The following is a 22846-nucleotide window of genomic DNA, read 5'->3' as shown; positions in this document are numbered from 1 at the left end:
AAATACGTCTAAAATGAGGGAAATCATATGAAAATTTTAGTAGTCGATGACGATAAAGAGATTGTAGAACTATTGAGTATTTATATCCAAAATGAAGGATATGAAGTAGAAAAAGCCTATAACGGAAAAGAAGCTTTAACAAAAATAAAAACAATTAAGAACATCGATTTAATGGTGTTAGATGTGATGATGCCTAATATGGATGGAATTCAAGTGGTAAAAGAAGTTCGTAAAGAGTTACAACTACCAATTTTGATGCTTAGTGCTAAAACGACAGATATTGATAAAATTAAAGGCTTAGTAACAGGTGCGGACGATTATGTTGCAAAACCCTTTAATCCTTTAGAAGTGATGGCTAGAATCAAGTCTTTACTACGTAGAAGCAATTACGCAACTAACTTGCAAGAACTAAACAAATTAGAGGTTGGACCATTATTGATTGAAAAAGAATCGCATGAAGTTCGAACCATTAATGGCGAATTTATCCAGCTGACAGCTTTAGAATTCGGTATTTTGTACTTATTAGCTAGTAACCCCAATCGTGTTTTTAGTGCGGATGAAATATTTGAACGTGTATGGCAACAAGAAAGTCTTGTTTCAGCTAAAACAGTGATGGTTCACGTTAGTCATTTAAGAGACAAGATTGAAGAAGCTACGGGTGGAGAAAAAGTAATTCAAACAGTTTGGGGAGTAGGATATAAAATTGGAGATCGGTAGAATCTGCCAAAAACATTTATTATTAGGAGTTGACTAGATTAGTTGAAACTGACAAGAAAAGAAAAAAGTAAGTTGATCATTGAAGGATTTATTACTATTGGACTAATTTTGATTTTGTACTATGCAGCTTTTGTTATTTTTAATCGTATGCTGATTGACTCTCCTGAGCTTATTAAAGGATTTTGGTTTATTGGCGATGCTATTATTAGTGTTCGTGGCAACCAAATTATTTCGCTGACACCTTTTTTTATTATTTTTTTAACTGTGGTTGCAGTAGCAACGATTAATTGGCGCTTGAAAAGACGCTACAAGCAAATGCAACTAAATCATATTATTAGTGAGTTGCATTATATTGCGGAAGGCCATTATGAACACCGCATTACAACAGATTTTGGTGGTGATATGGAAAAAGTAGTCGAAAGCATCCATGTATTGGTAGATAGTACAGTTCAGGCAATGGAAGAAGAACGTCGGATAGAGCAATCTAAAGATGAGTTGATTACAAATGTAAGTCACGATATCCGAACTCCGTTAACCTCTATTATCGGTTATCTAGGATTGATTGAAGAAAGACGTTACAAAAGCGAAGAAGAATTATTGAAATACACTCATACTGCATATACGAAAGCGAAGCAAATGAAGGTCTTAGTAGAAGATTTATTTGAGTATACAAAAGTACGACAAACAACTACGCCTTTAAATTTATCTGAATTTGATATGGTGCAATTATTAGAGCAACTAGTAGCTGATTTTGAATTAGAAGCCGAAAAACGGCATATGGAAATTGAAGTGGTTACTTCTTATGAGTCTATCCAAATGGAAGCTGATACTGAAAAATTGGTTCGTGTATTTAATAACTTGATTTCAAATGCGCTAAAATATGGAAAAGATGGAAAGAAAATCTTTATAGAAGTCCAAAAAGTTGGAAAAGAAGCCATTATATCCGTTAATAACGACGGATTACCGATTCCACAAGAATCATTGAACCAATTATTCGATCGCTTTTACCGTGTAGAAGAATCAAGATCGCAAGAAACAGGAGGAACAGGTTTGGGATTAGCTATTGCCCAAAGTATCGTCGCTCTCCACGGCGGATATATTTACGCTTCTTCTGATACAGAATTAACGCGTTTTGTGATGCATCTGCCGTTAAAACAGTTAGCTGAAAAAGAACTTTAAATAAAATAGTTATAAAACAACCGTCTTATATTATATTTAACCAAAAGAGGGTTGTTTTTTTTGTTCTATTTCGCTAACATAGAAAAAGTGCGCAGTAATTTACTGCATAATAATTAAACAATAATTAAACTGAAAATCAAACGAATTGAGGAGACATAAAAAATATGAAAAAATTCAAGAAAATTAGTACAGTATTTGTCACAATGCTATTATTAGGAACTTTTTCTCCTTTGATTAGCATGGATACAACTGTATCAGCAGCAACAATTGAACAACCTAAAGTAGAAGCAGCAGCAGCTTTTATTATTGAACCAACGACTGGAAAAGTTTTACTGAATCAAAATGGCGACGAAAAATTAGGTATTGCTTCAATGACCAAAATGATTACGGAATATATCCTGCTAGAAACGATTAAAAATGGCGATTTAGCATGGGATGATCAAATAGAGATTAGTGAATATGCTCATGAAATCAGCCAAAATTATGAATTATCAAATGTTCCTTTACGCATTGACGATACTTATTCAGTAGAAGAACTTTACCAAGCAATGGCTATTTATTCAGCAAATGGAGCAACTATTGCACTTGCTGAACATATTGCTGGTGATGAAAAAGCATTTGTCGATATGATGCATGAAAAAGTTGAATCATGGGGCATTACTAACTATGAAATTTATAATACAACAGGTTTGTCTAATTTTGATTTAAATGGCAATATCTATCCCGGCAGCACGGAAAACAGCGAAAACTCAATGACTGCAAGAGGAATGGCAATTATCGCACAACATTTAATAACTGATTTCCCAGATGTATTAAAAACTTCTAGTATCAGCAAAAAAACTTTTAGAGAAGGCACATCAGATGCTATTGAAATGACAAACTTCAACTGGATGTTACCAGGTTTAGATCATGAACGTGAAAACGTTGATGGGCTGAAAACAGGTACGACTGATTTTGCTGGAGCTTCAATGACAGGAACAGCTGAACAAGAAGGCATGAGAATTATTACTATTGTCATGAATGCAACGAATGGACAAAAAGATTTAGGTAAACGTTTTGTTGAGACAGATAAAATGATGGATTGGGCTTTTGAAAACTGGAGCAAGGTTCAAGTTTTTAAAGAAGGACAAACTTTAGACAATGTTGATCCTGCTAAAGTTGATAAAGGTAAAAAAGATACTGTAAAACTAGCAATTCAATCTGACGTTTCTCTTCTTGTTCCGACGAATACGGATAGTGCAAATACTGAGACAACTGTTCAATTGCAAAAAGATTTGTTAAATGAATCAGGCCATTTAACAGCGCCAATTAAAAAAGGTACTGAAGTAGGTACCGTCCAAGTGATTAGTGAAGGCGATGATCTAGGGTATGTTAATGGCGATAAAGGCGAAGAAGTTACCGTTGTAGCAGCTTCAACTGTTGAAAAAGCGAATGTATTTATTTTAGCAGGACGTTGGATGAAAGATTTTATAAGCAACTTATTTTAAAATGTGTTCATCTTAAATTTCTACTAATTTTATAGCAAAGGGCTGGGGAAAGATTCCAGCCTTTTTTTGTTGACTTAAGGGAAGAGATTAAGGTAAAATGTAAGCAATTGAATGAACACGAACGTTAGTAATGCGAAATAGTAAAAGGTATTAAATACACAAAGAGAGTCAATGGTTGGTGAAAATTGACGGTTTAATCTTTTGAATCCATCGCGTGAAGTAAACAATGAACTCAATTTTGTTGATAAAATTGTTTCGGATCCAGACCGTTATCTGATTGTAAAGTGTAGAGGATTCATAGGCAGTCTTCTAAATTTGGGTGGTACCGCGAACGTTGAGGCCATTTCGTCCCATAAATAAGGGGATGAAATGGCTTTTTTTGTACAATTTAATAGGAATAACCATAAGAAAGGAAGAATGAGATGCTAGATATTAAACAATTAAGAACGGATTTTGATGTTACAGCGAAAAAATTAGAAATACGAGGAGTCAAAAGTGAGTTATTAGAGGAGTTTGTTACATTAGACAAAGAAAGACGTTCTTTAATAGTAACAACTGAAGAATTAAAGAGTTACCGTAATGAAGTATCCGGCGCTATTGCAACGTTAAAACGTAGTAAAGCAAATGCAGATGATAAAATTAAAGAAATGCGTGAAGTTGGAGAAAAAATAAAAGAGTTAGATGAACAATTGGCAGTAATTGATGAAAAAATAGAAAATATTGCTACAGGGCTACCAAACTTGCCACACGAATCTGTTCCAGTTGGAGCAGATGAAGAAGCAAATGTTGAGATTCGCAAATGGGGAACACCGCTAAAAGTAGATTTTGAATCAAAAGCGCATTGGGAAGTTGCAGAAGAATTAAATATCTTAGATTTTGAACGAGGAGCTAAAGTTTCTGGAAGTCGTTTTGTTTACTATAAGGGACTAGGTGCTAGACTAGAAAGAGCTGTATACAACTTCATGCTAGATTTGCATACAGAAGAACACGGGTATACAGAAATGATGACGCCGTATTTAGTTAACAGTGATTCAATGTTTGGTACAGGACAATTTCCTAAATTTAAAGAGGATGTCTTCCAAATTGAAGGAACAGATTTAACGTTGATTCCAACAGCAGAAGTTCCTTTAACAAACTATTACCGTAATGAAATTTTAAAAGAAGAGCAACTTCCAGTATATTTTACTGCATTAAGCCCATCTTTTAGATCAGAAGCTGGTAGTGCAGGAAGAGATACTCGTGGATTGATTCGTTTGCATCAGTTCAATAAAGTAGAAATGGTTAAATTCAGTAAGCCAGAAACATCTTATGATGAATTAGAAAAAATGACAAATAATGCTGAGGCAGTTTTGCAAAAACTTAATTTGCCTTATCGCGTTTTAGCGCTATGTACGGGAGATATGGGCTTCTCAGCTGCTAAAACGTATGATTTAGAAGTGTGGATTCCTGCTCAAGAAACATATCGTGAAATCAGCTCTTGTTCAAATACTGAAGCTTTCCAAGCTAGACGAGCAAAAATCCGTTACCGTAATGAAGAAACAGGTAAATTAGAATATGTCCATACGCTAAATGGCTCTGGATTAGCTGTCGGAAGAACGATAGCAGCTATCTTAGAAAACTATCAACAAGCAGACGGCTCAGTTAAAATTCCAGAAGTATTAATTCCATATATGGGTGGAACAACTGAAATTCGCAAAGCAAATTAACAAGCAAACCAATCAAAATAATGTAAACCCGTAAAGTAGAGTGCTATACTTTGTTCAGTAGGAATATAAGGGGGAACCAATAATGAGTGAACATAAAAACGAAAAAGCAACATTTGCCGGTGGATGTTTCTGGTGCATGGTAAAACCTTTTGAAACACAAACGGGTATTGAAGCAGTTATTTCGGGTTATACAGGTGGTCACACTATTAATCCAACTTATGAAGAAGTGTGTAGCGAAACAACAGGTCATACAGAAGCTGTTCAAATTACTTTTGATCCTGATCAGTTTAGTTATAAAGACTTAGTAGAAATTTATTGGCAACAAACAGATCCGACAGATGCTGGCGGACAATTCGCAGATAGAGGATCTTCTTATCGTCCAGTTATTTTTTATCATAATGAAGAACAAAGACAAATAGCAGAAGCATCTAAAGAAGCGTTACAAAATAGTGGTCGTTTTAAACAACCCATTGTAACTGAAATTCAGCCAGCAGAACCTTTTTATCCAGCAGAAGATTACCATCAAGGTTTTTATAAAAAGAATGCTACTCACTATTCAAGATACAGACAAGGATCTGGAAGAGCGAGCTTTATTGATTCAAATTGGACTGCTAAGTAGTCCTTAATAAGAATAAAGAGAGGTTTTTTATTGATACTAATAAAAAACCTCTTTTTTTTTGCTAAAAAGACTTATAATATATTCATAAAAAAAACACTATACTGTATATGCTTATCTAACCAAATGGAAAATTAAAGAAAAATAGTTCGCGTTTTTTGTAAAATAATGTATTTCCGAATGCTTTTTCAAAATAATGTTCAGGTTTGAAAATTTATTTATTTTATTTACCGAAAAAGATTGACGAAACGCTAAAACCTTGTTATATTTATATACGTCGCTGAGACAGGTTGAAACAAACCGGTAAAGCGAGAAACAAAAATTAAAAAAGTTGTTGACAGACGATATCGAACGTGGTATTATTAGTAAGTTGTCAAAACGAAACAATCAACTTTAGACCTTTGAAAACTAAACAAAGTAAGACGAACCAAATGTGAGGGTGACTCAGCAGTGCTGAGTCAACAGTAACAAAATAGTGAATAATTATTCGCTAGCAATTCAATAATGAGCTTCAAGCATCATTTTATATGAGAGTTTGATCCTGGCTCAGGACGAACGCTGGCGGCATGCCTAATACATGCAAGTCGAACGCTTTAACTTCACCGGGTGCTTGCACCCATCGAAGTTAAGGAGTGGCGGACGGGTGAGTAACACGTGGGTAACCTGCCCATAAGAGGGGGATAACATTCGGAAACGGATGCTAATACCGCATATTTCTAATCGTCTCCTGACGAATGGAAGAAAGGTGGCTTCGGCTACCGCTTATGGATGGACCCGCGGCGTATTAGCTAGTTGGTGAGGTAATGGCTCACCAAGGCGATGATACGTAGCCGACCTGAGAGGGTGATCGGCCACACTGGGACTGAGACACGGCCCAGACTCCTACGGGAGGCAGCAGTAGGGAATCTTCCGCAATGGACGAAAGTCTGACGGAGCAATGCCGCGTGAGTGAAGAAGGTTTTCGGATCGTAAAACTCTGTTGTTAGAGAAGAACAAGGATGAGAGTAACTGCTCATCCCCTGACGGTATCTAACCAGAAAGCCACGGCTAACTACGTGCCAGCAGCCGCGGTAATACGTAGGTGGCAAGCGTTGTCCGGATTTATTGGGCGTAAAGCGAGCGCAGGCGGTTCTTTAAGTCTGATGTGAAAGCCCCCGGCTCAACCGGGGAGGGTCATTGGAAACTGGAGAACTTGAGTGCAGAAGAGGAGAGTGGAATTCCACGTGTAGCGGTGAAATGCGTAGATATGTGGAGGAACACCAGTGGCGAAGGCGACTCTCTGGTCTGTAACTGACGCTGAGGCTCGAAAGCGTGGGGAGCAAACAGGATTAGATACCCTGGTAGTCCACGCCGTAAACGATGAGTGCTAAGTGTTGGAGGGTTTCCGCCCTTCAGTGCTGCAGCTAACGCATTAAGCACTCCGCCTGGGGAGTACGACCGCAAGGTTGAAACTCAAAGGAATTGACGGGGACCCGCACAAGCGGTGGAGCATGTGGTTTAATTCGAAGCAACGCGAAGAACCTTACCAGGTCTTGACATCCTTTGACAATCCTAGAGATAGGACTTTCCCTTCGGGGACAAAGTGACAGGTGGTGCATGGTTGTCGTCAGCTCGTGTCGTGAGATGTTGGGTTAAGTCCCGCAACGAGCGCAACCCCTATTATTAGTTGCCAGCATTCAGTTGGGCACTCTAGTGAGACTGCCGGTGATAAACCGGAGGAAGGTGGGGATGACGTCAAATCATCATGCCCCTTATGACCTGGGCTACACACGTGCTACAATGGATGGTACAACGAGTCGCGAGGTCGCGAGGCCAAGCTAATCTCTTAAAGCCATTCTCAGTTCGGATTGCAGGCTGCAACTCGCCTGCATGAAGCCGGAATCGCTAGTAATCGCGGATCAGCACGCCGCGGTGAATACGTTCCCGGGTCTTGTACACACCGCCCGTCACACCACGAGAGTTTGTAACACCCGAAGTCGGTGAGGTAACCCTTTTGGGAGCCAGCCGCCTAAGGTGGGACAGATAATTGGGGTGAAGTCGTAACAAGGTAGCCGTATCGGAAGGTGCGGCTGGATCACCTCCTTTCTAAGGAAACTAACGGAAACCCACACATTCGTACTTACTTTGTTTAGTTTTGAGAGGTCTAATCTTCTCAATCTTTTAAATCGTAACACCTTGTTCTTTGAAAACTGGATAAAGTTAAAAATTGTAATTCAAGTAAGAAACCAGAAACACACCGAAAATTTTTAAAAGTAAGTTTTTAAGGTTCTCATCGAAAGATGAGTATTGAAAATTAACGATTAACCATAGGTTAAGTTAATAAGGGCGCACGGTGAATGCCTTGGCACTAGGAGCCGATGAAGGACGGGACTAACGCCGATATGCTTTGGGGAGCTGTAAGTGAGCTTTGATCCAAAGATTTCCGAATGGGGGAACCCAGCATCTTTTATAGGATGTTACTGCTGACTGAATACATAGGTCAGTAGAGGTAGACGCAGAGAACTGAAACATCTAAGTACCTGCAGGAAGAGAAAGAAAAATCGATTCCCTGAGTAGCGGCGAGCGAAACGGGAATAGCCCAAACCAGAAAGCTTGCTTTCTGGGGTTGTAGGACTGAACACATAGAGTCATAAATGATTTTGGTAGGAGAAGCGACCTGGAAAGGTCTGCCGAAGAAGGTAAAAGCCCTGTATCCGAAACCAAATTCACTCTGATCAGTATCCTGAGTACGGCGGAACACGAGAAATTCCGTCGGAATCCGGGAGGACCATCTCCCAAGGCTAAATACTCCCTAGTGACCGATAGTGAACCAGTACCGTGAGGGAAAGGTGAAAAGAACCTCGGAAGAGGAGTGAAATAGCCCCTGAAACCGTGTGCCTACAAATAGTTAAAGCCCGTTAATGGGTGATAGCGTGCCTTTTGTAGAATGAACCGGCGAGTTACGATCCCATGCGAGGTTAAGTTGATGAGACGGAGCCGCAGCGAAAGCGAGTCTGAATAGGGCGAATGAGTATGTGGTCGTAGACCCGAAACCAAGTGATCTACCCATGTCCAGGTTGAAGGTGCGGTAATACGCACTGGAGGACCGAACCCACGTATGTTGAAAAATGCGGGGATGAGGTGTGGGTAGCGGAGAAATTCCAATCGAACTTGGAGATAGCTGGTTCTCTCCGAAATAGCTTTAGGGCTAGCCTCGGAATTAGAATCATGGAGGTAGAGCAACTGTTTGGACTAGGGGCCCTTCTCGGGTTACCGAATTCAGATAAACTCCGAATGCCATTGATTTATATCCGGGAGTCAGACTGCGAGTGATAAGATCCGTAGTCGAAAGGGAAACAGCCCAGACCACCAGCTAAGGTCCCAAAGTTTATGTTAAGTGGAAAAGGATGTGGAGTTGCTTAGACAACTAGGATGTTGGCTCAGAAGCAGCCATCATTTAAAGAGTGCGTAATAGCTCACTAGTCGAGTGACCCTGCGCCGAAAATTTACCGGGGCTAAACATAACACCGAAGCTGTGGATAGAACCATTGGTTCTATGGTAGGAGAGCGTTCTAAGGGCGTTGAAGCTAGATCGTGAGGACTAGTGGAGCGCTTAGAAGTGAGAATGCCGGTATGAGTAGCGAAAGACGGGTGAGAATCCCGTCCACCGAATGACTAAGGTTTCCTGGGGAAGGCTCGTCCTCCCAGGGTTAGTCGGGACCTAAGTCGAGGCCGAATGGCGTAGACGATGGACAACAGGTTGAGATTCCTGTACCAGTTTGTTTTGTTTGAACAATGGAGGGACACAGTAGGCTAAGGAATACGCGCTGTTGGATATGCGCGTCCAAGCAACAAGTTTTGAAGTGAGTCAAATGCTTGCTTCTTTAAGAACAAGTTGTGATGGGGAGGGAAATTAAGTACCGAAGTTCCCGATGTCACACTGTCAAGAAAAGCTTCTAGTTAGAAACAAACTGCCCGTACCGCAAACCGACACAGGTAGTCGAGGAGAGAATCCTAAGGTGTGCGAGAGAACTCTCGTTAAGGAACTCGGCAAAATGACCCCGTAACTTCGGGAGAAGGGGTGCTGACCAATTGGTCAGCCGCAGTGAATAGGCCCAGGCGACTGTTTATCAAAAACACAGGTCTCTGCAAAATCGTAAGATGACGTATAGGGGCTGACGCCTGCCCGGTGCTGGAAGGTTAAGAGGATGGGTTAGCTCTCGGGCGAAGCTCAGAATTGAAGCCCCAGTAAACGGCGGCCGTAACTATAACGGTCCTAAGGTAGCGAAATTCCTTGTCGGGTAAGTTCCGACCCGCACGAAAGGCGTAACGATCTGGGCACTGTCTCAACGAGAGACTCGGTGAAATTATAGTACCTGTGAAGATGCAGGTTACCCGCGACAGGACGGAAAGACCCCATGGAGCTTTACTGCAGTTTGATATTGAGTGTTTGTACAGCTTGTACAGGATAGGTAGGAGCCAATGAAGCCAGGACGCCAGTCTTGGTGGAGGCGTTGGTGGGATACTACCCTTGCTGTATGACCACTCTAACCCACAGCCCTTATCGGGCTGGGAGACAGTGTCTGACGGGCAGTTTGACTGGGGCGGTCGCCTCCTAAAGTGTAACGGAGGCGCCCAAAGGTTCCCTCAGAATGGTTGGAAATCATTCGCAGAGTGTAAAGGCATAAGGGAGCTTGACTGCGAGACCTACAAGTCGAGCAGGGACGAAAGTCGGGCTTAGTGATCCGGTGGTTCCGCATGGAAGGGCCATCGCTCAACGGATAAAAGCTACCCTGGGGATAACAGGCTTATCTCCCCCAAGAGTCCACATCGACGGGGAGGTTTGGCACCTCGATGTCGGCTCATCGCATCCTGGGGCTGTAGTCGGTCCCAAGGGTTGGGCTGTTCGCCCATTAAAGCGGTACGCGAGCTGGGTTCAGAACGTCGTGAGACAGTTCGGTCCCTATCCGTCGCGGGCGTAGGAAATTTGAGAGGAGCTGTCCTTAGTACGAGAGGACCGGGATGGACACACCTCTGGTGTACCAGTTGTTCTGCCAAGGGCATTGCTGGGTAGCTATGTGTGGACGGGATAAACGCTGAAAGCATCTAAGCGTGAAGCCCCCCTCAAGATGAGATTTCCCATCACGTAAGTGAGTAAGACCCCTGAGAGATGATCAGGTAGATAGGTTGGAAGTGGAAGTCTAGCGATAGATGGAGCGGACCAATACTAATCGGTCGAGGACTTAACCAAATTTTTTAAACGGTGTAAGACGGTTTCAGAACGAAAAATGATTTTTAACTTATCCAGTTTTGAGAGAATAACGTTCTCTTGATTGAAATTGTGTGGTGATGATGGCAAGAAGGTCACACCTGTTCCCATGCCGAACACAGAAGTTAAGCTTCTTAGCGCCGATGGTAGTGAAGGGTTTCCCTTTGTGAGAGTAGGACGTTGCCACGCAAATACAAAAGACATCATCTTCGGATGGTGTCTTTTTTTGACGTATATCCAATTTAAAAAGGCTATTCGTCAAAAATAGTGTGGATGTTTCGAAAATTTCTTATAAAATAGAAGTATTTGCTTGTAAGAGCCCTGGTACTGTCTTAAGCCTAAGCGTTAATGCAGTATCATTCGTATAAAATACTTTGCAGGGATTACAAGTAATCTTGCGTAGCAACTAAATTCAATTAATAAGACTAAAAAGTCTATCAGATAAATCATATTACTTAATAGTTATCCTATCAAAGCCCATGATTTTTTCGTCAGTATAAATAATGTCGTCTCGTCAACTTAATACGCATTATTTAGCATTGCGGCTAAAGCTTAGGATTTAAGGAATAATAGTCCGAAGAGATTGGCTTTAGACAGTGATTAGTGCCTTACAAAAGTTATTTTGTTTGTTGACATTTTTTTAAAGCTATCACACTACTTATTAAAAAAATTATTACTCCGAAAAAAATAATTAACCGACTAAATTCAGCTAACGGCATTAAAGGTTATAGATTTACAATTGTTTTGCGGGTCCTAAAAAATTGTGTCACGTGAAACAATTTGAAACAATTAATCTAAAAAATACACCGTCAAAGTTCGCTGTTTTAGCTAACCTTGACGGTGTATTTCTATACTATTCCTACGTTTTCAGATAACTAAGTAAAATTCAATTATCTAATAACATTTTGAGTTTCAGGATCAAAGAAATGTGCTTTGTTTAAATCAAAAGACAAGTCAATAAATTCTCCTGGATTATGGAAATCTCTAGCATCCACTTTTGAAATGAACTCTGTACCATCCACTTTTGTATATAACATTGTTTCAGCTCCCAGTAATTCTGATACAACTACTTCAGCATGAACAATACTATTTGGGTTAGCATCTAATACAATCTGTTCACTGTGAATGTCTTCAGGACGCATACCGAAAATAAGTTTTTTTCCTTCGTAGCCTTTAGCTGCAAGATTTTTTGCATTGCGTTCATCCAAAGTAATGGATAATCCTTTACCATTAGAGATCACATTGTTAGTCAAAGTAATGTCAAAGAAATTCATTGCTGGAGATCCAATAAATCCTGCAACAAAGACGTTCACAGGAGTATTGTAAACCTCTTTAGGACTACCGATTTGTTGAACAAATCCATCTTTCATAATAACAATACGGTCTGCCATCGTCATTGCTTCTGTTTGGTCATGAGTTACATAAATAGTTGTTGTATTTAAACGGCGATGTAATTTTGCAATCTCAGCACGCATAGCTACACGTAACTTTGCATCTAAGTTTGATAATGGCTCATCCATTAAGAATACTTTAGCATCCCGAACGATAGCACGTCCTAAGGCAACACGTTGACGTTGTCCACCAGATAATGCTGCAGGTTTACGTTTTAAGAAATCTGTTAAACCTAAAATTTCAGCTGCTTCTTCAACTCGTTGTTTAATTTCTTCTTTTTTGTATTTGCGTAGTTTCAATCCAAAAGCCATATTATCGTATACTGTCATATGAGGGTATAAGGCATAGTTTTGGAAAACCATTGCAATATCACGATCTTTTGGAGCAACATCGTTGACTAATTTATCTCCAATATATAGTTCACCTTCTGAAATATCTTCAAGCCCAGCAACCATCCGTAATGTAGTTGATTTCCCACAACCAGAAGGACCAACAAAGACAATAAACTCTTTATCTTTAATGGTTAAATTAAAATCTGTTACAGAAAGAAAATCATTATTCTCATATTTCTTATTAATATTTTTTAAAGCTATTTCTACCATGCTATTCACGTATCCTCTCGTAGTTGACTAAATTAGTATAAAACAATCATAATGTAAACGCTTTTTTTAAGGAAGGGGAAACTGCACAAATCATTTTGCTATTAATTGTGCAAGTTGCACAGTAAAGCTGAAAAGAAATAAAGTAGAAGATTTTTTGAGGGAATCGCTAGTTGATTCAATTTTTGTTATAATTGATAAGTTAATGAATTGGATATGAAATGAGGAAATAGAAGATATGGAAAAAAAACGTGGATTTGAAGTAATCACAGCCTATCAGTCAAAGGGAATACAATTACCGATAAGAGCAACCAATCACGCAGCAGGGTATGATTTTGAAGCAGCAGAAGATACAATTGTGCCTTCTATCTGGAAAGTGTTATTTAAAAACATTGCCCGGGAAATGAAACCGAAAGAAACAAAATTAGCCTATTTAGCAGAAAATAAAAAATATTTGAAATCTACGCTTGTGCCAACCGGTATTAAAGCTTATATGGGTGAAGATGAGTACTTGCAGTTGGCTAATCGCTCAAGTAACCCGATTAAGCACCAATTGATTTTACCTAATGGTGTCGGTATTATTGACTCAGATTATTATAACAACGAGAATAATGAGGGACATATCTACTTTCAATTTATTCACTATGGTTTAACGGATCATGTGATAAAAAAAGGAGATCGAATCGGACAAGGTATTTTCATGCCATTCTTGAAAGCAGATGCTGACAGAGTAACAGGTAATATTCGTTCAGGTGGTTTTGGATCTTCCGGAAGATAAACTTTGTATTAGGACATAAAAAATAAGAATATGAATTTCTATTGAAAAAAGCTTGAATTAATCTGCCTTTTAACGGTTTCAATGCCTATTCTAATCGCTTTTATGGTAAAATAAAATTAAATCATTTTAGAAACTTAGAAGGTGGGCTGAATAGGTGGCGAAAAAGAAAGCAACTAAATTTGTCTGCCAAGCATGTGGTTATGAATCACCGAAATGGATGGGACGTTGTCCAAACTGTGGTAGCTGGAATCAAATGGAAGAAGAAACTATGGCAGATAAGAATGACCGTAGAAGTCGTGTGAGCATGACTGGTAAAGCTGCTAAGGCTGAAGCTATTCAAGATATTAATGTATCAAAAGTACCGAGAATCAAAACACAGCTAAAAGAATTAAACCGTGTTTTAGGAGGCGGAGTGGTACCAGGATCGCTTGTCTTAATAGGGGGAGACCCAGGTATTGGTAAGTCTACACTTTTGCTGCAAGTTTCGGCGCAGTTAAACTTGGCTGGCGGAAAAGTTTTGTATGTAAGTGGTGAAGAAAGTGCTAGTCAAATTAAAATGCGTGCAATTCGATTAGGTGTAAAAGGTTCAGATTTTTATATTTACCCTGAAACCGATATGGGTGCAATAAGACAGACAATTGAAGATTTAAAGCCCGATTATGTTATTATAGATTCTATTCAGACGATGAATCAGCCAGACATTACAGGAGCAATAGGAAGTGTCTCTCAAGTTAGAGAAAGCACCGCTGATTTACTAAAAATTGCTAAAACAAATAATATTGCTATTTTTATTGTGGGACACGTTACAAAAGAAGGGTCAATTGCCGGTCCGCGTATGCTAGAGCATATGGTAGATACCGTGCTTTATTTTGAAGGAGAAAGACACCATACATTCCGCATTTTACGAGCAGTCAAAAATCGATTTGGTTCAACTAATGAAATTGGGATTTTTGAAATGCGTGAAGGAGGTTTGGTAGAAGTATTGAATCCTTCAGAAATGTTTTTAGAGGAACGGCTATCTGGAGCTACAGGTTCTGCTGTAGTAGCTTCAATGGAAGGTTCGCGTCCTATTTTAGCTGAGATACAGTCTTTAATCACACCTACTGCTTTTGGAAATGCCAGACGGACAGCAAGTGGGTTAGATCATAACCGAGTTGCTTTGATTATGGCTGTTTTAGAAAAAAGAGCTGGCTTATTGTTGCAAAATCAAGATGCGTATTTGAAATCAGCTGGTGGCGTTAAAATAGATGAACCAGCGATTGATTTAGCTATTGCTATTAGTATCACATCTAGTTATCAAGAAAAAGAAACAAAAGAGACCGATTGTTTTATTGGAGAAATGGGCTTAACCGGAGAAATTAGACGAGTGAGTCGAATTGAACAACGGGTAAATGAAGCCGCTAAGTTAGGTTTTAAACGAATTATGATTCCAAAAAATAATATCGGTGGTTGGGAATTCCCACCAAATGTAGAAATTATTGGCGTTGTAACAATAGCTGAAGCGATAAAGAAAGCTTTTTCTTAAAGTACAAGCACTAAAAAAACGAAATGGAAAGCTTCCTACTTTTTTAAAAAAAGTAGGAACACCATTTATAAAGAAGGAGGAATAGTTTTGGTTAAAAAAATCATAACCGGTATCTTTATCCTTATCGGTGGAAGTATTGGAGCCAGTTTGATGCCAATCGCATGGAACATGGCAAGTGTTGAAAATGTATATGTTAATAATGTAGTCACAAATATTCTGATTGGTGCTATTATATTTTTATTTATTTCTTTTTTATCTGTGGCATACATTGAACAAGGTTTTAAAAAAATCGAAACTTTTTTAAGTCAACAAAGTGTGACCTATTTATTATTCGGAAGTTTAGGAACCATTATAGGGTTAATCCTAGCATGGCTGATTAGCGTAGTGCTGATTGGGATGAATATTCCAGTAATCAGTGATGTCATACCGTTTGTTCTTGTAGCTGGTTTTGCGTATTTAGGTTTTCGTGTTGGAACAACACGTAGAGACGAATGGCGTAAATTATTTCAAGCAAAAACAAAAAAGAATGTAGAAGATGAAGACGGAAAAGTTTTAGAGCGTAGAGCAGACGAAACTTTTCGTAAATATAAAATATTAGACACAAGCGTTATTATTGATGGAAGAATTTATGATATTGCTAAAACAGGTTTTCTTGAAGGAACGATTTTGATTCCTAATTTTGTTTTACAAGAATTGCAGTATATTGCCGATTCTTCGGATAGTTTAAAACGAGTGCGTGGTCGTAGAGGGTTAGACATATTAAATGCTTTGCAAAAAGAAGATGATATGAAAGTTGAAATGTACGATGGTGATTTTGAAGATATTGCAGAAGTTGACAGCAAGTTAATTAAGTTAGCAAAATTATTAGATGGTGTTGTTGTCACGAATGATTATAATTTGAATAAAGTAAGTGAATTCCAAAATGTACCAGTCTTAAATATCAATGAATTGGCAAATGCAGTGAAACCAGTTGTGATTCCTGGAGAAAATATGACGGTTATGATTGTAAAAGCTGGAACAGAACGTAGCCAAGGTGTAGCTTACTTAGATGACGGAACGATGATCGTTGTTGAAGAAGGACAGCACTTTATGAATAAAACGATTGAAGTTGTGGTAACTAGTGCACTTCAAACAGCAGCTGGGCGAATGATCTTTGCCAAACCAGTTCACTCACAAAAAGGCATTAAAGAAAAAGATTAGGAGCGGGTGCGATGAATAAAGACTATGAGCTGGTGTTATTGGCAGCTGGTCATGGAAGGCGCATGCGTGCTTCTAAAAATAAAATTTTATTGCCGTTACTAAACAAACCGTTGATTGAATACCCATTAAATGTATTTTTAAAAGATGATTATTGCAGTCATATTATTTTAGTTGTAAAAGAAGATGAAGTTGAATTGATTCATGATTTGCTGCGACAAGAGCATATGCTTAGCAAAAAAAAGATCACTATTGCTATAGGCGGAATGGAACGACAGCATAGTGTTTATAATGGATTGCAAAAATTGGAAAATAAAACTTCAGGCATTGTGATGATTCATGATGGCGCAAGGCCTTTTATTGAACAGACAGCCATTCGTCAATTATACGAAGAAGTTCAAAAAATTGGTGCAGCTATTTTGGGTGTACCAGCAAAAGATACAATTAAAGCGGTATATCCTGATCATACCGTTAAAGTTACGTTGCCAAGAAGCGAATTATGGCAAATCCAGACTCCTCAAGCTTTTGAGAGCTCATTGGTTCTTCAAGCACATGAAAAGGCTAGAACAGACCATTTTTTAGGAACAGATGATGCTTCGTTAGTTGAGCGAATAGAAAAAGAAATACGAGTAATAGAAGGTTCTTACGATAATATAAAAATTACCACTCCTGAAGACATGGTAGCTGGAGAAGCTATTTTGCTTCACAGAGAACAACAAAGCAAGTAGAAGGAGGTTTGGATTATGTTTCGAATAGGACAAGGCTATGACGTCCATCAATTCGCTAGTGAGAGACGCTTGGTTGTCGGAGGAGTAGATATTCCTTTTGAATACGGATTATTGGGTCATTCTGACGCCGATGTGTTGCTTCATGCTATTATAGATGCTCTTTTAGGGGCAGCTGGTAAAGGCGATATAGGGCGCCATTTTCCTGAGACAGATGAACAATTTAAAAATATCGATTCGAGAGAATTGTTGCGTAAGGTATGGAGCATGCTAAAAAAAGAAGGCTATACGATTGGAAATATCGATGCTACTATTGTAGCTGAAACCCCTAAAATGGCTCCTTATTTAGAAAAAATGATAGAAAATATAGCTTATGATTGTCAAACAACTATCCAACATGTTAACGTAAAAGCAACAACATCTGAAACGATGGGTTTTGTTGGACGAAAAGAAGGTATGGCAGCAATGGCTAGTTGTTTGATAGAAAAATTAGAAAGAAAACCTGCACCTATTTCATTCACTTAGATTTCACTAGATAAAAAAATAGAAAGAAAAGAGGAAATAATTATGACAAAAAAAGTTCGTGTACGTTACGCGCCAAGCCCAACAGGACATTTACATATTGGGAACGCTCGTACAGCGCTATTCAATTATTTATTTGCACGACACAATGGTGGAGACTTCATCATTCGTATTGAAGATACTGATTTAAAACGCAACATTGAAGGTGGAGAAACAAGTCAATTAGAAAACTTGAAATGGTTAGGTATGAATTGGGATGAAAGTCCTGATAATCCAGGGAAATTCGGACCATACCGTCAATCAGAACGCAGAGAGATTTATGACCCGTTAGTGGAACAATTATTATTAAGCAATCGTGCATACAAATGCTACTGTTCAGAAGACGAGTTAGAAGAAGAACGCGAAGCACAAAGAGCTAGAGGAGAAATGCCTCACTATGGTGGTAAATGCGCTCATTTAACGGCTAAAGAACAAAAAGAAAAAGAAGCATCAGGAATTGAACCGGTTATTCGTTTCCGTGTGGTGAAAGAAAGCACATATCGTTTTGAAGATATCGTAAAAGGATCTATCTCATTTGAAGCTGAAAGTATAGGAGGAGATTTTGTCATCATTAAACGTGATGGCATGCCAACATATAACTTTGCAGTTGCTGTAGATGATCACTTTATGGAAATTACTCATGTTTTACGTGGGGACGATCACATCGCTAATACGCCAAAACAATTAATGATTTATGAAGCGTTTGGCTGGGAAGCTCCTCAATTTGGCCATATGACATTGATTATAAACAGTGAAACCGGTAAAAAATTAAGCAAACGCGATGGCAATATTCTTCAATTTATCGAACAATACCGCGAATTAGGGTATCTACCAGAAGCTATGTTTAACTTTATTTCTTTGTTGGGCTGGTCTCCAGTTGGAGAAGAAGAAATTTTTGACCATGATACATTTGTTGAAATGTTCGATGCAGAACGTTTAAGCAAATCTCCAGCTGCATTTGATGCTAAAAAACTGGAATGGATCAATAACCAATACATGAAAAAAGCTGATTTAGAAACGGTAACAGCATTAGCTATGCCGCACTTGATTAAAGCAGGGTATGTTGAAGAAAATGCAACACCAGAGAAAAAAGAGTGGGTCCAAAAAGTCGTTAGCCTGTATCACGAACAAATGAGTTATGGTGCAGAAATTGTGGAACTATCAAGCTTGTTCTTTAGTGAAGAACCGGTAATCGATAGTGTAGCAAAAGAAGTTTTAGAAGGCGAAACAGTGCCAGAAGTCTTAACCGCTTTTGCTAAACAATTAGAAGAAATCAAACCTTTTGATGCTGATGAAATTAAAAAAGCAATCAAAACGGTTCAAAAAGAAACAGGTATCAAAGGGAAAAATCTGTTCATGCCAATTCGTGTAGCGGTAACTGGACAATCACATGGCCCAGAAATTGGCCCAACAATTGAACTGCTTGGTCGTGAAAAAGCACAAGCTCATTTGCAAGCAGCATTAGCAAAACTATAAAACTGAATTAAATAAAATTAAAAACGATGAAGAGAAAGAGTAACCCAATTAAAATCTAAAGAGAGTCTGTACTGGTGGAAGCAGATGATAGCGATTGGGTGAAGTGCGTCTCTGAGTTAAGGAGTTGAATGTTAAGTAGACTCTTATCGGTCAACACCCGTTACTGTGTTAAAGGTCGCTGATTCTAGAGTTAGAAGTTAGGCGATAAAGAAAAGTGGAACCACGCAGCAGCGTCTTTTAGTATAAGAGACGTTGCTTTTTTTGTAAAAAAAATTAACAATAGAAAGATACGAATAAGGTGGAATAGAATCAATGTGGAGATTGAGAGAAGACATTCAGACCATTAAAGAGAATGACCCTTCAGTTAAAAGTACCCTTGAAATTCTGTTAACGTACCCTAGCTTTTATGCTATTATTTTTCATCGAGTGTCACATAGTTTATACAAGCGGAATAGATTTTTGCTCAGTCGCATGATTGCTAATTTTTCTCGTTTTTTAACTGGGATAGAAATTCATCCTGGTGCAACAATCGGTAGGCGACTATTCATCGACCATGGCATGGGAGTCGTGATTGGAGAAACAGCAACTATCGGAAATGATGTCGTTATTTTTCATGGAGTGACATTAGGTGGAACAGGGAAAGATACTGGCAAAAGACACCCAACGATTGGGAATGACGTTTTGCTATCCGCACATGTACAAGTTCTTGGACCTATAACGATTGGAGATCACTCCAAAATTGGAGCATCAGCAGTTGTTTTAAGTTCTATACCACCTCATTCAACGGCAGTAGGAATTCCTGCTAAAGTTGTTAAGGTAAATGGTGAAAAAGTTTCCCGTTAAACCTAAATTCAAATAGAAAAGGAGAGTAGCTATGTTAAAAATCTATAATACATTAACTAGAAAAAAAGAAGCCTTTATTCCAATAGAAGAAGGCAAGGTTAGAATGTATGTTTGTGGACCAACGGTTTATAACTACATTCATATTGGGAATGCTCGTAGCACAGTAGCTTTTGATACGGTTAGACGTTATCTAGAGTACCGTGGATATGATGTGAATTATGTGTCAAATTTTACAGATGTGGACGATAAAATTATTCGTACCGCAAAAGAGTTAAACTTAACTGCTCCAGAAGTGGCTGACAAATTTATTGCGGCTTATCATGAAGATACGCATGCTTTAGGTGTAGAAGAAGCTAGTCATCATCCGCGAGTAATGGAAAATATGCCTGATATCATTGATTTTATAGCAGTATTGATTGAAAAAGAGTATGCTTATGAGGTAGATGGCGATGTTTATTACCGTACCAGAAAATTCAAAAATTATGGTGAATTAAGTGATATTTCAATTGATGAATTGGAAGTTGGAGCAAGCAATCGATTAAACGCCCAAGAAAACAACAAAAAAGAAGATCCATTAGATTTTGCTTTATGGAAAGCAGCTAAAGAAGCAGAAATCAATTGGGAGTCTCCATGGGGACCTGGTCGTCCAGGCTGGCATATAGAATGTTCTGTAATGGCTACAAAATATTTAGGTGATACAATCGATATTCATGCTGGCGGACAAGATTTAGCTTTTCCACATCATGAAAATGAAATTGCCCAAAGTGAAGCGAAAACTGGCCATCCATTTGCACATTATTGGATGCACAACGGTTTTGTGACAATGGATAATGAGAAAATGAGTAAATCGCTAGGGAATTTTGTCTTGGTTCATGATATTATCAAACAAGTTGACCCGCAAATTTTACGTTTCTTTATGGCAACGACTCAATATCGTAGACCAATCAGTTACAGTGAAACGACCATTGAAGAAGCAAGAGCGAACTTAACAAAAATAACAATGGCTTTTGATAATGTAACTTACCGTTTGAAAGATGCAGCCGCAGTAGGAGAAGATGATCAAGAACAAATCAGTCAGTTCAAGTTGTTTAAAGAAAACTTTGTTACGGAAATGGATGATGATTTTAATTCTGCTAATGGTATTACAGTTATTTACGAAATGGCCAAGGCAATGAATATCTATAGCGAGCGGACGGTTGTTTCTAAAGTTGTTCTTGAAGCGATGTTGCATCAATTCCAAGAGTTAGTTCAAGTTTTTGGTATAACGTTTGGTGAAACAGAATTGTTAGATGAGACCATTGAGCAATTAATTGAAGAAAGAAATGCAGCGCGCGCTGCAAAGAATTTTCAACGCAGTGATGACATTAGAGATCAGTTGAAAGAAGAAGGCATCATTTTAGATGATACACCGCAAGGAACTAGATGGAGAAGAGGATAATAAACGATATGACTGAAAAAAATTGGGCATTATTAAATGGGTTAGCATTAGCGTATGTGGGAGATGCTATATATGAAATCTACATTCGTGATTATTTAGTAGGACTAGGCTATACAAAACCAAGTCAATTGCACAAAATGGCTACTCACTTTGTATCTGCCAAAGGTCAAAGTTTTTTGATGCATGAAATGCTAGCAGTAGAGGATTTTTTAACCGAAGAAGAAGTGACAATGTACAAACGAGGCAGAAATTCTAAAAGCTATACATCTGCAAAGAATGCAGATATCACAACCTATCGTGTAGCTACTGGATTTGAATCATTGATGGGCTACTTGCATTTAGCAAAACAAACGGAGCGAATGGAAGAATTGATCCATTGGTGTATTAAAAAAGTGGAGGATACAAAAGATGACAAGAGATAATAAAAATTTCGATAAACGAAACCGACAACCTAAAAAACCAAATTTTTCAAAAAAAACAGACAGAACAGAAAGGAAATTTGTTAAGCCAATTGAGGATACCGTTGAAGAGCAAGAGACAGATCGTGATTTAGTCGCCGGGCGCTTGCCTGCTATTGAAGTATTAAAATCTGAACGTGATATCAATAAGATCTTTTTGCAAGAAGGTTTAAGTGGATCTAAAATGGAAGAAATTCAAAATTTAGCAAAAAAACGTAGTGTTCAAATCTCATTTGTGCCTAAATCTAAATTGGATCAATTAGTTGACGGAATGAATCACCAAGGAGTAGTTGTTGCAGCTTCTGCTTTTCAGTATGCAACGATTGATGATTTATTTGCAGTTGCAGCTCAAAAAAATGAAGATCCATTTTTCATCCTTTTGGACGGCGTTGAAGATCCGCATAACTTAGGTTCGATCATGAGAACCGCTGATGCTATTGGAGCACACGGAATCATCATTCCTAAAAGACGAGCTGTAGGTTTAACGGCTACTGTTGCTAAAGCTTCAACCGGAGCGATAGAGCATGTAGCGGTTGCACGAGTAACCAATTTAGTTCAAGCTATAAAAGAATTAAAAGAACGCGGATTATGGTTGTATGGAACAGACATGGAAGGTCAAGATTACCGACAATGGGAAACTACTTTACCTATCGGATTGGTAATGGGCAATGAAGGAAAAGGCATTTCTCGTTTAGTAAAAGAACAAATGGATGGTATGATTACTATACCCATGACTGGACACGTTCAAAGTCTGAATGCTAGTGTAGCTGCAAGTTTATTGATGTATGAAGTATACCGTGGAAGAAATAAAATTTAGTACAATAGTTTAAAGAGGAAAGGGGGTCAAATAGCATGAAAAAAGAGTTGTTAATTGTTGATGGATACAATATTATTGGGGCAT

16 protein-coding genes, 3 rRNA genes and 2 other annotated features are annotated in these 22846 nt (G+C 38.6%); of the genes, 18 read left to right on the top strand and 1 reads right to left on the bottom strand.

Going from position 1 to position 22846, the window contains the following annotated elements:
* The first annotated feature begins 27 nt into the window (after positions 1-27).
* The 8 genes from CAT7_RS08920 (at position 28) to rrf (ending at position 11142) form a co-directional block, all read left to right on the top strand.
* Positions 28-717, top strand: coding sequence for a response regulator transcription factor (locus CAT7_RS08920; RefSeq protein WP_007724659.1), 690 nt, complete (start codon positions 28-30; stop codon positions 715-717).
* Positions 718-759: 42 nt separating this feature from the next.
* The gene (locus tag CAT7_RS08915) at positions 760-1896 is read left to right on the top strand and encodes a sensor histidine kinase (RefSeq protein ID WP_007724657.1); all 1137 of its coding nucleotides are present in this window, start codon (positions 760-762) and stop codon (positions 1894-1896) included.
* A 164-nt stretch (positions 1897-2060) separates the two neighbouring features.
* Positions 2061-3383, top strand: coding sequence for a serine hydrolase (locus tag CAT7_RS08910; RefSeq protein WP_007724656.1), 1323 nt, complete (start codon positions 2061-2063; stop codon positions 3381-3383).
* A gap of 118 nt (positions 3384-3501) precedes the next feature.
* Positions 3502-3739 (top strand) — a binding site (T-box leader).
* Between the two features lie 66 nt (positions 3740-3805).
* Positions 3806-5089 (top strand): serine--tRNA ligase, encoded by a 1284-nt coding sequence (gene serS, locus CAT7_RS08905; RefSeq protein ID WP_007724653.1) that lies wholly within the window; start codon positions 3806-3808, stop codon positions 5087-5089.
* 82 nt (positions 5090-5171) lie between these two features.
* Positions 5172-5708, top strand: coding sequence for a peptide-methionine (S)-S-oxide reductase MsrA (msrA, locus tag CAT7_RS08900; RefSeq protein WP_007724651.1), 537 nt, complete (start codon positions 5172-5174; stop codon positions 5706-5708).
* 520 nt (positions 5709-6228) lie between these two features.
* Positions 6229-7790 (top strand): 16S ribosomal RNA (locus tag CAT7_RS08895).
* Positions 7791-8014: 224 nt separating this feature from the next.
* Positions 8015-10935, top strand: a 23S ribosomal RNA gene (locus tag CAT7_RS08890).
* Positions 10936-11026: 91 nt separating this feature from the next.
* Positions 11027-11142, top strand: a 5S ribosomal RNA gene (gene rrf / locus CAT7_RS08885).
* Together the 16S, 23S and 5S rRNA genes form the textbook arrangement of a ribosomal RNA operon.
* Before the next feature lie 701 nt (positions 11143-11843).
* Here rrf and CAT7_RS08880 read toward each other — a convergent pair.
* A complete protein-coding gene (locus tag CAT7_RS08880) occupies positions 11844-12947 on the bottom strand; it encodes an ABC transporter ATP-binding protein (RefSeq protein ID WP_007724649.1) in 1104 nt (367 codons plus the stop codon).
* 235 nt (positions 12948-13182) lie between these two features.
* On the opposite strand from CAT7_RS08880, the gene CAT7_RS08875 reads away from it, so the two are divergent.
* From CAT7_RS08875 to rlmB, 10 genes are all read left to right on the top strand, one after another.
* Positions 13183-13722 carry a dUTP diphosphatase gene (locus CAT7_RS08875; RefSeq protein WP_007724647.1) on the top strand — a complete coding sequence of 180 codons (540 nt, stop codon included), beginning with the start codon at positions 13183-13185 and terminating at the stop codon, positions 13720-13722.
* A gap of 154 nt (positions 13723-13876) precedes the next feature.
* Positions 13877-15247 carry a DNA repair protein RadA gene (radA, locus tag CAT7_RS08870; RefSeq protein WP_007724644.1) on the top strand — a complete coding sequence of 457 codons (1371 nt, stop codon included), beginning with the start codon at positions 13877-13879 and terminating at the stop codon, positions 15245-15247.
* Positions 15248-15334: 87 nt separating this feature from the next.
* On the top strand, positions 15335-16447 hold the full coding sequence (locus CAT7_RS08865) for a PIN/TRAM domain-containing protein (RefSeq protein ID WP_007724641.1): 1113 nt from the start codon (positions 15335-15337) through the stop codon (positions 16445-16447).
* Positions 16448-16458: 11 nt separating this feature from the next.
* On the top strand, positions 16459-17172 hold the full coding sequence (gene ispD / locus CAT7_RS08860) for a 2-C-methyl-D-erythritol 4-phosphate cytidylyltransferase (protein ID WP_007724638.1): 714 nt from the start codon (positions 16459-16461) through the stop codon (positions 17170-17172).
* A gap of 15 nt (positions 17173-17187) precedes the next feature.
* Positions 17188-17694, top strand: coding sequence for a 2-C-methyl-D-erythritol 2,4-cyclodiphosphate synthase (ispF, locus tag CAT7_RS08855; protein WP_007724635.1), 507 nt, complete (start codon positions 17188-17190; stop codon positions 17692-17694).
* Positions 17695-17736: 42 nt separating this feature from the next.
* Positions 17737-19206 (top strand): glutamate--tRNA ligase, encoded by a 1470-nt coding sequence (gene gltX / locus CAT7_RS08850; protein ID WP_007724632.1) that lies wholly within the window; start codon positions 17737-17739, stop codon positions 19204-19206.
* A gap of 17 nt (positions 19207-19223) precedes the next feature.
* Positions 19224-19447: a binding site (T-box leader), on the top strand.
* 71 nt (positions 19448-19518) lie between these two features.
* Positions 19519-20049 carry a serine O-acetyltransferase EpsC gene (epsC, locus tag CAT7_RS08845; RefSeq protein ID WP_007724630.1) on the top strand — a complete coding sequence of 177 codons (531 nt, stop codon included), beginning with the start codon at positions 19519-19521 and terminating at the stop codon, positions 20047-20049.
* 31 nt (positions 20050-20080) lie between these two features.
* A complete protein-coding gene (gene cysS, locus CAT7_RS08840; protein ID WP_007724626.1) occupies positions 20081-21487 on the top strand; it encodes a cysteine--tRNA ligase in 1407 nt (468 codons plus the stop codon).
* Positions 21488-21495: 8 nt separating this feature from the next.
* Positions 21496-21909, top strand: a complete 414-nt coding sequence (locus tag CAT7_RS08835; protein ID WP_007724623.1) for a Mini-ribonuclease 3 — start codon at positions 21496-21498, stop codon at positions 21907-21909.
* Complete coding sequence (rlmB, locus tag CAT7_RS08830; protein ID WP_007724620.1) at positions 21896-22762, top strand: 23S rRNA (guanosine(2251)-2'-O)-methyltransferase RlmB; 867 nt, start codon at positions 21896-21898, stop codon at positions 22760-22762. Before CAT7_RS08835 ends, rlmB begins: the two co-directional genes overlap by 14 nt.
* Positions 22763-22846: the final 84 nt, after the last annotated feature.

It is taken from the genome of Carnobacterium sp. AT7 (assembly GCF_000171855.1).
Lineage (GTDB): Bacteria > Bacillota > Bacilli > Lactobacillales > Carnobacteriaceae > Carnobacterium_B > Carnobacterium_B jeotgali.
This window is presented reverse-complemented; position numbering and strand designations above follow the sequence as displayed.